This window comes from Paenibacillus jilunlii (genome assembly GCF_900102965.1).
Classification (GTDB): Bacteria; Bacillota; Bacilli; order Paenibacillales; family Paenibacillaceae; genus Paenibacillus_AQ; species Paenibacillus_AQ jilunlii.
The window spans coordinates 1-13,026 of the sequence record NZ_FNGM01000037.1 but is presented as its reverse complement, the minus strand read 5'-3'; the positions used below and the strand labels follow the sequence as shown (position 1 = coordinate 13,026).

The window sequence follows — 13,026 nt, the reverse complement described above, 5'->3', positions numbered from 1 at the left end:
ACGATAATGCAAAGTTTTTAATCAAACGTATGGATGGACTAGCAATAACTGCGGAGGCTGTACGCTTTAGTTTTGAATTGTGCGAGTGAGGAGGGAACGACTTGGACTTACAATCTATTATCAATGAGGCAGATTTGCTAGTGCCGAATGAAGTCCCACTAGCTGACAAGATTGTCGTACTGAACGCGCTCAACCAAGACTTTTTCAACGTGGTGAAGATCCCGCGAGTGCTGCCACTTACACCTATAAAGGACGAATCCGCATACACCATATCCACCGAGGTGCGGCTAAAGAACATCGACCTTGTGATGGTGGGCATCATCAAGTACCATGAGTTGATCCCGGGCATAACGAACCCACTACAGAACACATACACCTTTGATGACAGCACCCATATACTTACCTTGCGTCCTGCGCCGTATTCCAGCGGCTTGCAGGGCGTTTTACGTTACTCCAGGATAGCAACAACTGCATTCACATCAAGCGTGCTTACGGCGGTTCCAGACGCTCCAGAAGAGTACCACTACAGCTATTACATCGGGCTGGCTTCATTCTTGGCAAATGCTATGGACGACGCTGGAAAGTCAACTATGTACGAAACTCAGTATAAAGCAGCATGGAACAAAGCTGCGCAAAACTATACGGGAAGTGCTGTGACATGAAGCTAATTCAATACGATATTCCAGAGCCGCGCGGACCACTTCCGGGCATTCAGGAGCCAATTAGTATCCGGCAGTGGCAGGGGATTAATACGTACGATCCGTACAGCATCTCTGATTCGCACCTAACCGACATGTCCAATATGACAAACGACGATTACCCGGCTCTCTCAGTGAGGGCTGGGTATTCTGTTTTAGGTACGTTCGGCACTAAGGTGCTAGGCTTGATGGTCTGGAAAGGAACGCAGCTGCACGGAGTGTTCAACGATGGAACCTGGAGACGCTGGAATGGCAGCACATGGGATACGCTGGCATCCGGCCTGAACACTTCCGCACGCTGGCACTGGACGAACTACCAGGGAAATCTTGACGATGTGAACCTGATTGCATCAAACGGAGTGGACCCGGTAAAACGGTACGATGGCAGCACCGTACAGAACCTCTCAGGAGCGCCGACCGGAGGAAACTACATCACTACCTATTCCAACCGTCTGTGGCTGGCTGTAGGCAAGGAATTACACGCTTGTGCGTTGGATCAGCCGGGGCAGTGGAGCTTATTCGAAGGTACAGACGAAGACTCCTACGCAAAGGACATGGAATCTACAGCCGGGGAGAACATCAACATGCTTTCGGGCGGCCTGTATCGTTTAACCATCGGAATGCCATCGTCAGTACACTTGCTGTTTGGCAATGTACCCTCTGATTTCAACGTCCGTAAGGTAACGGAAGACGAGGGAGTGGCTAATAATAGTGCGGTGGTTACCCAAGAGGGCACTATGCGGTTCATGCATACTAACGGGATATATGAGTACGCCGCGTCAGCTAACCCAGATAAGTCTTTCAGCGAGATCATCAAGACCTTTTACAGTGGTATCAATTCGGACAGTACGGCAGGCACAGACGGCGAAAAACTATACTTTACCCTTGGGACTGGCCGGACGCTAGTATATGACAACTTTCTAACCGCATGGTCGATGCTGGATATACCACGCCCGGAACAGTATGCATTGGTCGGCAAGCAACTATATATTGGTGACACGAACGGCAGAGTTCTAAAAATGAACGACACCACAACGGACGCAGGAACTCCAGTAAGCTGGTATTTCATCACTAAGCCATTTACTAACCCTGTGATGTCGCAGCGTCAGCGGTGGCTGAAATTGTGGCTGTACGCAGAAATTCCGGTAGGGACAACGATAAATATTTACCTTTCCACTACAAAGGACGGTAACGACTTCAATCTGGTGCATACGGTGTCCGGATCAGGTGCAAAAGTGGAGCGGATTATCATCCCGGTTCGCAGTGTGGTTCTCGAAAACACCGTCAGAGTTAAGATATCTGGTACTGGACCGGCTAAAATTCACGAGCTTGTGCGCCAAGTACGGCAGCTCTCGCTATTCTAAAGGAGGTTTATCATGGGACTATGGGACACAGCACCATCATTTAACAACCCGCCGAATTTTAATGACCTAGAAGAAGTGAAAAAGTATCTTAAGGATAATATAAACAAGATAGCCCGGAGCTTTCAGGACATTGATTCGATCATTAACGGGTATATATCCAGCGCAAACGTGCGAGAAATAGCTGGTTACACCGTTAACCAAACGGACCTTGCATCCAAGGATAAGGCTGTAGGATTGTCCAGCAAACGCGACCCAGATCCGACTGTAGATGATTTACGAATTTGGGCGGGTGATGCCGATCGTGATCAAGCAGCATTCAGAGTTTACGAGTCTGGATTTGTGGTCCTGACAAAATTTCTATTACAAAGTTTAGTGAATGCATTTCCGCGAATTGAAATGGACTCAGAAGGTAATCTGTTAACAGCGAAATCAAGTGCTGACCATTACATGGCTATTGACCCTAACTATGCAGGTACACCAGCGCTAAAATGGGTTTTCGCAGGCGCAGAAAGAGGAGGGCTGAATGATGTAACGGGAGTTATGGAGTTACTTGGTATCGGAGGCCTTATTATTAATGTATCTGGTGGTAATTTGGATATGAACGTTACTGGAACAGTTAACTTTGCGAACTGGAATAAATTATACAACAACGATACTGATAGAACGCTTCAGCAAGATTTAACAGAAATATTTGATAGATTAGAGGCTGGAGGGCTTTAATAATCTGAATACGCTGTGGTATATTGGAGAAAATTGGTACACAAAGGAGTAACTCATGAAAAAACAAGTAGCCGGGTTTATTGCTGGTGCTATTTTCACTCTATCTGCCACAGCATTTGCAGATGATATTCAAAACCTGATTGGAAAAACAGTACAGGCACAATATACAGTAGAGGTTAATGGAGAAACTTTAAATACCGTTGTTGTTGAAGGGAAAAACTATGCACCAGTAAGGGATCTTGGTGAAGCTGCTGGTTTTGAAGTTGTGAATGATGGTAAAAAAGTTGTTTTGAAAGAAGGTGCAAAGTTGGATACAGCAGCAGTAAAAGAAAAGTATAGACTTGAAAAAATAGAGGGACTTAAAAACGCGCTGGTTAATGCAAACAAAAAAGTGCAAGAAACAAAAGATTTCATTGCTGCAAAAAAAATAGAGGCAGATAAGGTTACTACAGACAAGGAAAAAGCAGATTACGCAAATATTATAAGTAGATATGAAGAACAACTATCTCAATATGAGCAATCTGTTAAAGACATTGAAGCCAATCTTGCCCAACTGCAATCTCAATGAAAAAGGCTGCTATCATCGTCGTCAGTGGGTTGATTCTTATTGCTGCGTTTGCATTTCTGATCTACCCAACACCGTATAAATACATGAAGTATGAGAACGAATATGAAATGCAGGTGCCGATGAGGATTAACTTCATTACCGGAGATACTGAAATATTTGATGAGTCGCTAGGTTGGACTAAGATACAAAAATAGGTCAGCTCAACTTTGAGCATATCAAAAAGACCATACCCGACAAAGGCACGGTCTGATATAATATACCAGTACAATGGCATAAGGGCGGTCGGCTAATCTCCCGGAAGGGAGGTGAGGCCAATGGAGGTATACCAAGCACTGACGCTGATGATTTCATTTGCGGCTTTGGTTGTGTTGATTTTATCCTTCAACAAAAAAAAGTAGACCGCCCCGTCCAAGGATAGCGGTCTACTTCTGACCAAACTCCGAAAGCCAACCGCTCTTATAGCGGATTGTACATGGGAGTCGTGTTAGCGCACGGCTCCTTCTTTAGTTTATCTTAGCATAACCAATTTTATGCGGCAATATAATTGCCACACTTTAATTAACGTGATACAAAAATAATCAAAAAGTATTGCCCACGCATGATAAGCTTAAGTTAACACAATAGAACGGACAGAGGACTCCAATTGGGGTCCTTTTTGCATTCAAAAGGAGGGTTAGCATGTCCAGTATATTCAACTCGGAAGCTTGGAAAAAAGCAGTAGGCACCTACAAAACCAATCAATCCGCACAGAAGCCTATGATGCCTGCGGGTGCGATAGCTGCATTACCTGGCGCTATGAAAACGCCTAAGCCGCCACAGGCTACGGGTCTACCACCAGCAGCCATCAAAGCAGCCAACAACGTGAGAAGCGGTGTAACGTCAGTGCCATCGGTGCCAACAGCAGCACGGACCGCCGCGCAGACGATGGTATCAGCAACTACACAGCCGCGTACAGAGCAAGCCTTGTCAGCACAGTCCAATCTTGTGAACACGCCATTTACGTACAATGCTGATACAGACCCGGCTTATCAAGCAGCACTCCGGGCGGCACAGCAGAATCTCAGCGTGAACCAGAAGAACACAAACGCACAATTACGGGCAACGGGCCAAGGGAAGTCATCTTATTCCGAAACCGTAGCAAACCAACTCGCCAACCAGAGCGCGGAGAACATTGCCAATAACGTCCTACCAATCTATGCACAGCAGGCCTACCAGCAGTACCAGGACAACATAGGCAACCAGCGTAACCTGTACCAGGACTACAACCAGCAGGACTTTAACAACCCGATCACAGAGGCACAGGTAACCGGTAACTACCTACCCGCAGAGGCGAAGCAAGCAATACAGAACCTGCTTGGACTGAAAACACAGGCAGAGACAAAGGGAATAACCAAGGATGCGCGCGCACAGCTTAGCACAGAAGCCGATGCCATCCGGGCGCAGCTGAAGGCGCTGGGCATTGATCCAAGCTTCTACGGTGCCGATAAGACAGCAGCACAAGCCAGTGCAAACAATCCGGGCATCCGTACATTGGCTGGACAGGCACAAGACCAATCAGTCAAAAACGCTAACCTAGATGCAGCTATGGCAGTATCAAATATGACTGGAAGAGTAGTAAAACCAGCAAATGATTACAATCTGCTTTATGATCGAGCGAAAAATCCTAACGCACCACTTACAGCGAATCAACAGAATACGCAGTTTAATCAGAACTATCAGCTGGAACAACTCGCATATTCTAAAGCCCGTGATGCAATCGCAGATAAGCAATGGCAAGCCAAGTTTGATTATGACAAAGAACAGGGTGGACTGGATTATGCACTTCGCAATCTATCTGAACAGAATCAAGCAGCGTATCAACAGGCTCAGTTGGGATTGTCTCAGGACGATAATGCCCGGGCGTGGGCGCAGTTGGATTATGAACAGTCTCAACCTGGATCAACAAAGTCCAGCGGATTAACGCCTAGTCAAGTACTAGAGAGCGTGAAGTCGATGTATTCCGAACCTATTTACAACGGTACTGAATATGACACAAATGGAAACGAAGTTCCAAAGGATACAGGTAAAACAAAAGTCACAACCGACTCTGCCAAGAGAAAAGAAATGTTTGAAACTGTGATTGATTACGGCCTGAGCGATGCAGAAACCAATCAAATTTTGTTATCGCTTGGTATGTCTAAAAAGGAGATTGATTCACTTTTAAAAAGCTACTCGGGAAACTGAGTAGCCCCACGGCTAGTGCTAGTGGGGCTTACAAAAATTACTACAAAGCATCGGCGGATGCAAAATCAAATCCGAAGAATTATGAAATCGCATCTTCGGCCATATCTCAATCCTTAAGAGCGGCAGGTAAGCCCGCAGAATGGCAGAAACCACTCGAAGAATTGGTTGCTCGGGAGAGCAGTTTTAATCCCAATGCCAAAAATCCTAAATCTACGGCTGCGGGATTATTCCAGTTTTTGAATGGCACTCGTAAAAATTATGGTGGTAACAGCGTAGACTGGTCAGATCCATACCAGCAAGCCAGTAAAGGACTTCAGTATGTAATAGACCGGTATGGAGATCCTTACAAAGCCCTTCAATTTTGGGACAAAAATAAGTGGTACTAAGGAGTTGACCTAATGTCCACATTTGATGCAGTACGCAATCGAAAACGGGGAGAGGATGCAAAACAACGCGTCTTAAATCGCACATATAACCCTCAAACAGAGCAAGAATCAGAAAGTAAGTTTTCAGCCGTGCGAAATCGCCAGATTATTGACACAACCGCAGAAGATAACGCCAGAGGAAAAACTTTATTAGATAGCACACTTGCTAGTGTAGGAAAAGGACCACAGGTGCAGGGATTTAACACTACACCGGAGCCGATGAAGCCAATTGACTTCAAGGCAGATCAAGCTAAGCAAAAGCAAATTGAGGCGTTTCAAGGTAAACTCCCAGCGCCGTCAGCACTGAACATTCCGGTGACGTCTTTGCAGACTCAACTGCAAGGGCGCCTACCGGCAGCAAGTGTACTGAATCAAACTGGCGGAGGTCCAGCTGCTCCGGTTAAACCAGTCACAGAATACGATATCCGGCAAAAAGCGATTGACGAAACAAACATGCCGGACGTCCTTAAAACAGTACCCAGTGCACTAAACTATCTGGCCTTCGGTAACCCCGTGGGCCGTTTTATTTCCAACTCCTTCGCGGGTAACTCTGGTGTAACCCAACGCGACTCTACGGGTAACGCCACGGCTGACAAAGTATCAAATGTCATCAATAATTTAGTCACGCCATTCATTACTCCGACTGGTGCCCCGGTAGGGTTGGGGCCAAATGCGGCGCCATATGAGGCAGCTGGAAAGTTAATGAACACAGGTGCTGCAATGAAGGCGACCAATGCAATTTCTAAGGTAATCCCGAAGGTAAGCCCATCAACGGCTAACAATATCGTACGAGGAGGGCTGACAGAAGGATTGGCAGGAACAGCCCAGAACGTAGCTGCTGGTCTAATGAACCAACAGGATAGTAATAAGGATATTCTGCGTAATGCTTTGATCGGTGGAGGATTTGGGTTAGGCCTGGGCGCTGCGGGAGGCGCTGTGCGCTCGGGGTTTGAGAAGTTCGCCGATGTACGCGCAGCAAGAAAGTCAGGAACGCCAGAAGCTCCTGTGGCGGCAGAAACACCTTCAGCACCTATTGATACGACACCAAGTATGCAGCCGGTTAGAACTGTACAGGAACCGATTACTGAGGCGCCAGAGCCTATTGCAACTGCACCAGAAACCAAAAAACCTGTGGTTGATGAAAATCTCAGCGCTCGGGACCGTGAAATCCTAAGTAAGCCCGTATCCGAATGGACACAAGATGATATTGACTATGCCATGCAGTCTTCTAAGGAAGCTGAAGCAACTTTGAAGTCTACCCCGGCGCCAGAGCCTAAGCCAATTGCTGAACCAGAACCAATCAAAACACCGGTTAAAACAGAGGTTCAGGAAGTCGAGGAAGCGATTCAAGCCGTCAACCATCCAAACGTACGGGATAAGGTTTACACCTACCTTGACGAGGCAGAGAAGGCTGCTAGAGAACGGTTGGCAAAGCGTAGAGGCAACCTGAACTCCAACCCGTTACCAGAATGGGCTGACTATGCGGTTATTATGGCTTCTAAGCTTGGAAAGGGCACCATCAAAGCTGCAAATTTCACGGAAGAACTGGTAAAGGAGTTTGGCGAGGCTGTCCGTCCACACGCAGAGAAGATCCTGCGCATGAGTCGAGAGGAACTACGGCGCCAGGAACGATTGGCAAGCGATGAAGGGAAGGCCGCCGCTGAGTTCAATGCTAAACCCGAAGGCGATTCAGCATCATTCAGAGAGAAAATAAGCCGTAACGTTTCAAAGAAGTCAACGCCATTTTCCGAACGGTGGCAGAAGTGGCGTACACAAACCACAGACGATCTAGCAGCCCTTGAGACGGTAGAAAAGAACGTGCGTGGGGGAAAACTAGCCAGCGCAGAAGACAGCCTATATAAGTCTGCTAGACTCTTCAAGGGTGCGCCGGAAAGAGCAAGCCGTATTGTACAAGATAGACTTGGCCCTGTAATCAGCAAAGTAGAGAGCATGGGTAAGACTGCTGAAGACTTAGAAGATTATGTGCTTGCGATGCATGCAAGAGATGTAAACGCCGCGGGATATAAGTCTGGTTACACCAATCAGGAGATTAAATCAATCATCGATGAACTGGATTCACCCGAAATGAAAGCAGCACAGCAAGAGCTTGTGAAAGTAAACCGCGATATGCTAAAGGAACTGGTAGACAGTGGCGTGGTATCGAAGGAACTGTATGACGTGCTGGGCGAACGCTGGAAGAACTATATCCCACTGTTCCGTGAAATGGATAACGAAAAGGTGGGATTCGGCGGCGGGTTATCGAGTGCTCTCGCCAACGTAACCAGCCCGATTAAGGCATTGCAGGGGTCAGAGCGAAAGGTTATCGCACCACTGGAAAATATGGTGAAGAACATCTTTCAAAGCGTAAATGCTGCCGAACGTAATAATGTGGCCCGGCAGATACCAAAGCTTGCTGAACTGGATGGAAACGGTACATTCTTCCGCAAACTCACCAATGCCGAGCAAGTAGGAGAGAAAAACGTAGTCAAGGTTAAGGTAGATGGCAAGGAAGTCCGGTATGAGGTTCAGCCTGAGGTATACAAGGCACTGATGAACCTGGACAAAGAGTCCAGTAATACGTTGATAAACATCCTTTCCAAACCAGCAAGCTTGCTAAGAGCTGGCGCCACTCTGACACCAGAGTTTGCATTGCGCAACCCAATTCGTGATATCAACAATGCTTTCGTTGTCTCGGAAAGTGGATTCAATCCTATTACCGACTTTGGCGCCGGGTTGATCCAGACCATCACGAAAGGTCCATTGTACAAAGAGTGGATTGATAACCTGGGAGCTTACGGAAATACGCTTTCTATGGATAGAAATCTTCACAGAAAAGCCTTGGAAACGGTTCTGAAGCAGCCGAATTCGAAAAAATTTGTCAATTTGGTTAACGGTAAGTCACTGATTGGACTATTGAGAGCCATTTCAGACACAACGGAATCAGCGACCAAGGTCGGGGAGTACCGAGCAGCACTGCGTTCTGGCGCCAGCAAGCAAGAGGCAGCGTACCGGTCCCGTGATTTGATGGATTTTGCCCGCGGTGGAGCTAGTGTGAGGCCTCTAAACCGTGTTGTTTCATTTTTTAATGCTAATGTTCAAGGTAAATCAAAACTTATAAGAGCAATTAAAAATGATCCCTTAGGCGTTGTGTCTCGTGGATTTGTTTCTGTTACAGCACCAACAATAGGTATCTTTATCGCTAATCGCGAGTTTGCAAATAAGACACAAAAGGATACTATTGCTAATGCTCCAGATTGGATGAAGGACTCCTTCTGGTTACTGGCTGTTCCGGGTACAGATACTGTGGCTCGTATTCCAAAGCCATTTGATTTGGCAGCAGTATTTGCTAATCTGCCGGAAAAGGCACTGGACTTTGTGTTTAACAAGGACTCTGCAGCGTTTGATGGATTTGCACGGCGAGCATTGAAAGATTCTTCATTGCCAACACAAATTTCTGGATTGCTCCCACTTTATGAAGGATACTCAAATTATTCTTTCTTTAAAGAAGGTCCTATCATTCCACGTTCTGAGCAAGGATTAGAATTCTCTGACCAGTATGACCCGGTTCGCACTACGACATCTGCTAGGATCATTGCGGGTGGCGTAGAGAAGCTTACTGGTGGTAAAGGTACATTCAAGAACTTCAGTTCACCGCGAGTGATCGACAATACACTACAGGGATTGACCGCTGGTGTTGGTAAATACGCCACGGACGTTGTGGACCTGATCTTGGATAAAACAGGAGTCTATGAGCGCACAACAAAGCCAGCCAAGTCCATTGAGCAGGCGCCGTTTACCCGATCATTCCTGGTGGATCCGAATCAAGGCGGCAAGGCCATGGATAAGTTTTATATGAAGAAAGACGAACTGACCAAGGAGAAAGCATCTGCCAAACTGAACAAGGTACCATTTAAAAATCAAGGTCAACTGGACCGCATCAATAATGTATCGGATGCAGTAAGTGACATCAACAAGAGGATTAAAGCGATAGAACGTGGTCAATTGTCTGCCAAGCAAAAGCAGTTGAAGATTGAACCACTTATCAAACGCCGTAATGAGATGATCCAGCGTATCACACAAAGCTTGAAGGACAAAAAATAATGAAAAACTTCATCCAATACGACGAATCAGAATATTTCAATAGTCCTGTGACAGATTTCACCCTACAATTCATCGAAGGCTTGTTTGGCCCTGAAGTAAAGGACATGCTGCTATACAAGGTGGTGGAACATGTGGAGCATACTAGAGACGCTGTATGACCTGACTTACTTCATAATAAAGAACATGGAGGGCCTCAAATGGGAGGCCCTTTTGTTCTACCTATTTTACCTGTTTGGCAAGCGTTCGGGCATGAAGATGTTTCGCAAGTTCTTGCAGAACCATTTCCCTTTGTTTAAGGAGGAAAGCGAAGAGTGGCGAAAGTATGTGGGAAAGCAGATCGTAAAGCTTGGCGGAGAACCGTACATCCCCGTAAGAGAATATGGGCGTTCGACGTTATCCGAGAAGTCGGAAGCGAGGAACTTAACTACATCATCGACATTATCACAGGAGGGCATAGACCCGGAAAGGCGGCACCTGATGACGGAAAAGATATATGACGTTTTAGGCGATCCAGGACATGGAGGTCACGACACAGGCGCAATCAGTGTAACCGGAGTCAAAGAAAAGGACATCAATTTGGCGGTTGGCCTAAAGGTAAAGGAACTACTGAAAGATAATCCGCGAATAAGATTCACCCTTACCCGAGAAACTGATGTTTTTGTTCAACTCAGTGACCGAGCAAAAATGGCAAATAAGATGAAGGCAGAAGCGTTTATATCCATCCACGTGAACAGTTTCAAGCCTGAATCAACTGGAACGGAAACGGAATATACCCGCACAGGAGATAGTGTTAAGCTGGCGACAATCCTACAGAAGCATCTTGTTCAGGCTACCGGATTCAAGGATCGCGGCATAAATAAACTCAACCTCGCTGTTACCCGAGAAACTAAGATGGCCGCAGCGCTGGCAGAGCCGGGCTTTCTCAGCAATCCAGCAGAGGAAGTGATACTGGTGTCACCAGACTTCATCCCGCGCTATGCCGAAGCTGTGGCCCGCGCAGCCTGTGAGTACCTCGGTGTACCTTATAACACCACTGTTGGAGTAACACAACCAGTAACGGTCTGTATAGGTGATCTAAATCTGAGTACGCCCGGAATCATCATTGATGGTCGGAGTTGGGTTCCGGCTAAAATGACGTTATCTGCTCTAGGGTTTATGACGTGGTATTTTCAGGATAAAACAGTGCATATCAACAGTACACCAGTGGAGACAAAGATTTTTGACAATACGAGCTATATCCGTTCAGTAGACCTCATGAGCTTGGGGATGGTCCGTAGTGTATTTATGGAGCCGGATGCGACCAACCCAAAACGAGTCTTAATCATACCTAAGGAGGGTTAATCATGAAAGAAATATGGGATCAAGTACAACCGCAGGTGGCTACAGTTGCTGTCGCTGTTGTGGGCATATTAGCAACTATCGTCCTTTCTATGCTGGCCTTGTTGCAAAAGAGAGTGAAACTATGGATCGATAGTAAAACGTCTCTGGCAGAGCGTGAGTTGATTCACAAGATTGCGACCGAAGCCTATGCATTTGCGGAAAAAGAATTCAATTCATTAGGTGGACATACAAAATTAAGTGAGGCTTACAACTATGCCTCCAAGATGCTTGATAAGGCTGGAATCCAAGTAGCGCCAGAGGAAATAAAGTCAGCTATAGAAAAGGCAGTGTTGGATTACAAAAAAGCTTCCTAACGGGGGCTTTTTTTATTTCACTTATAGGAGGAACCTATGAAAAAACTACTAGTGATTATATTTTTTCTTTTATCGGCATCACCAGCATACGCCTACAAATATAATGAACCACATACTTTTCAATCAGAGTTAGAATCAGCACGTAGCAAAACTGTACAAATCGTCCTAATCAACGAACACCGTTACCCATGGGCGACCACATCAGAAATCACCAGCACAGGCACCGGTACACTGCTGGACGATGGGTATATCCTTACCAACGAACATGTTATTTCTAGCGCACATACAGAAATAGTCATAAATACTTACGACAAGCAACGATATAGCGCCATGCTGATAACCTCAAGCTTGAAACTGGACTTGGCGCTCCTGCACATCAATAGTAACTCCAAAGGATTTGTGCTATCTGACATAGAGCCATACGCAGGGGAATCTATCATGACTGTAGGCCAGCCCGCAGGACTGCCATCCTGGAGTTTTGCTGAGGGCACCATACAAAAGGTAGATCAACCCGCCACAATGACCACAGGTGAGTCATACACAGCCATCATGACGGATGCAGAGGTAAAACAGGGTAACAGTGGCGGGCCTTTGATCAATGATCGTGGGGAACTGGTGGGCATTGTGAGAGCTGCGAACGTGGGACATTCTTTTGCGGTTCCACTGAGCGACATAAAATCATTCCTGGTTTCTAAAGAACATCCGTTTGGATATAATACAGATAAACGTAAAGTACCGGAGGATCACAATGGATGAAGGCAAAATGAACAATCTACTTACAATGGAAGAAAGAACAATGGTCCGGGACCTGATCTTGCTACCATACATAGACACGATGGTCAGCAACAGCATGAGAGAAACGGAACTGTCAGGCAACGTCTTAGCAAAGACGTACCTAATGGCCGGACAATACATACAAAAACGGATCATGCAGGATATATATCGTTTACGTCAAGAATTGAAGCAGCGGAATGTCAAAGTGGTTGAAGATAAGAACGACGATTTTATCATCTATAATATGATCTATTACCGTGGCTATCAGGAGCGCTTTGGCATGACCCGCGATGTCATGAAGACGGAAATCAGTCTGAGGCTCACCCAATACACCGCTGATTATGGAAGTGTATTGAATGATTATCTGAAATGAGAAAACCTCGGACTAATTCCCGAGGTTTATTTGTATTTATAATGAAGAAACATGCAATATCGTGTGTAAATTAACATCTACGGTTA

The 13,026-nt window shown here is 46.1% G+C and carries 12 protein-coding genes; all 12 read left to right on the top strand.

What is annotated here, in order from left to right; translation table 11 throughout:
- Nucleotides 1-101 precede the first annotated feature (101 nt).
- The 12 genes from BLQ82_RS30955 to BLQ82_RS30900 all read left to right on the top strand — a co-directional run bounded on the left by BLQ82_RS30955 (nt 102) and on the right by BLQ82_RS30900 (nt 12,940).
- Nucleotides 102-662, top strand: coding sequence for a phage adaptor protein (locus tag BLQ82_RS30955; protein ID WP_062519399.1), 561 nt, complete (start codon nt 102-104; stop codon nt 660-662).
- Nucleotides 659-2,062, top strand: coding sequence for a hypothetical protein (locus BLQ82_RS30950; RefSeq protein WP_062519397.1), 1,404 nt, complete (start codon nt 659-661; stop codon nt 2,060-2,062). The genes BLQ82_RS30955 and BLQ82_RS30950 overlap by 4 nt, the downstream gene beginning before the upstream one ends.
- Before the next feature lie 12 nt (nt 2,063-2,074).
- Nucleotides 2,075-2,782 carry a hypothetical protein gene (locus BLQ82_RS30945; RefSeq protein WP_062519394.1) on the top strand — a complete coding sequence of 236 codons (708 nt, stop codon included), beginning with the start codon at nt 2,075-2,077 and terminating at the stop codon, nt 2,780-2,782.
- A 55-nt stretch (nt 2,783-2,837) separates the two neighbouring features.
- Nucleotides 2,838-3,350: a hypothetical protein gene (locus tag BLQ82_RS30940; protein ID WP_062519392.1), complete on the top strand. Its 513-nt coding sequence runs from the start codon at nt 2,838-2,840 to the stop codon at nt 3,348-3,350.
- Nucleotides 3,351-3,664: 314 nt separating this feature from the next.
- Nucleotides 3,665-3,748, top strand: coding sequence for a putative holin-like toxin (locus BLQ82_RS33300; RefSeq protein WP_425287531.1), 84 nt, complete (start codon nt 3,665-3,667; stop codon nt 3,746-3,748).
- A 280-nt stretch (nt 3,749-4,028) separates the two neighbouring features.
- Nucleotides 4,029-5,573 (top strand): aspartyl-phosphate phosphatase Spo0E family protein, encoded by a 1,545-nt coding sequence (locus tag BLQ82_RS30930; protein ID WP_062519389.1) that lies wholly within the window; start codon nt 4,029-4,031, stop codon nt 5,571-5,573.
- Complete coding sequence (locus tag BLQ82_RS33295) at nt 5,570-5,959, top strand: aggregation-promoting factor C-terminal-like domain-containing protein (RefSeq protein ID WP_082722515.1); 390 nt, start codon at nt 5,570-5,572, stop codon at nt 5,957-5,959. Before BLQ82_RS30930 ends, BLQ82_RS33295 begins: the two co-directional genes overlap by 4 nt.
- Nucleotides 5,960-5,971: 12 nt before the next feature.
- Entirely contained in the window at nt 5,972-10,099 is a 4,128-nt protein-coding gene (locus BLQ82_RS30920; protein WP_062519387.1) for an LPD38 domain-containing protein, read from the top strand.
- A 129-nt stretch (nt 10,100-10,228) separates the two neighbouring features.
- Complete coding sequence (locus BLQ82_RS30915; protein ID WP_062519385.1) at nt 10,229-11,440, top strand: N-acetylmuramoyl-L-alanine amidase family protein; 1,212 nt, start codon at nt 10,229-10,231, stop codon at nt 11,438-11,440.
- Nucleotides 11,441-11,442: 2 nt separating this feature from the next.
- Nucleotides 11,443-11,793, top strand: a complete 351-nt coding sequence (locus tag BLQ82_RS30910; RefSeq protein WP_062519383.1) for a phage holin — start codon at nt 11,443-11,445, stop codon at nt 11,791-11,793.
- A gap of 36 nt (nt 11,794-11,829) precedes the next feature.
- Entirely contained in the window at nt 11,830-12,549 is a 720-nt protein-coding gene (locus tag BLQ82_RS30905; RefSeq protein WP_062519381.1) for a S1C family serine protease, read from the top strand.
- Between the two features lie 7 nt (nt 12,550-12,556).
- Complete coding sequence (locus BLQ82_RS30900) at nt 12,557-12,940, top strand: YhjD family protein (RefSeq protein ID WP_157243736.1); 384 nt, start codon at nt 12,557-12,559, stop codon at nt 12,938-12,940.
- Nucleotides 12,941-13,026: the final 86 nt, after the last annotated feature.

Coding starts and splice junctions, on each gene's coding strand:
- BLQ82_RS30950 (WP_062519397.1), top strand. CDS start 659: ATGAAGCTAATTCAATACGATATTCCAGAGCCGCGCGGACCACTTCCG.
- BLQ82_RS30945 (WP_062519394.1), top strand. CDS start 2,075: ATGGGACTATGGGACACAGCACCATCATTTAACAACCCGCCGAATTTT.
- BLQ82_RS30940 (WP_062519392.1), top strand. CDS start 2,838: ATGAAAAAACAAGTAGCCGGGTTTATTGCTGGTGCTATTTTCACTCTA.
- BLQ82_RS33300 (WP_425287531.1), top strand. CDS start 3,665: ATGGAGGTATACCAAGCACTGACGCTGATGATTTCATTTGCGGCTTTG.
- BLQ82_RS30930 (WP_062519389.1), top strand. CDS start 4,029: ATGTCCAGTATATTCAACTCGGAAGCTTGGAAAAAAGCAGTAGGCACC.
- BLQ82_RS30920 (WP_062519387.1), top strand. CDS start 5,972: ATGTCCACATTTGATGCAGTACGCAATCGAAAACGGGGAGAGGATGCA.
- BLQ82_RS30915 (WP_062519385.1), top strand. CDS start 10,229: ATGTGGAGCATACTAGAGACGCTGTATGACCTGACTTACTTCATAATA.
- BLQ82_RS30910 (WP_062519383.1), top strand. CDS start 11,443: ATGAAAGAAATATGGGATCAAGTACAACCGCAGGTGGCTACAGTTGCT.
- BLQ82_RS30905 (WP_062519381.1), top strand. CDS start 11,830: ATGAAAAAACTACTAGTGATTATATTTTTTCTTTTATCGGCATCACCA.
- BLQ82_RS30900 (WP_157243736.1), top strand. CDS start 12,557: ATGAACAATCTACTTACAATGGAAGAAAGAACAATGGTCCGGGACCTG.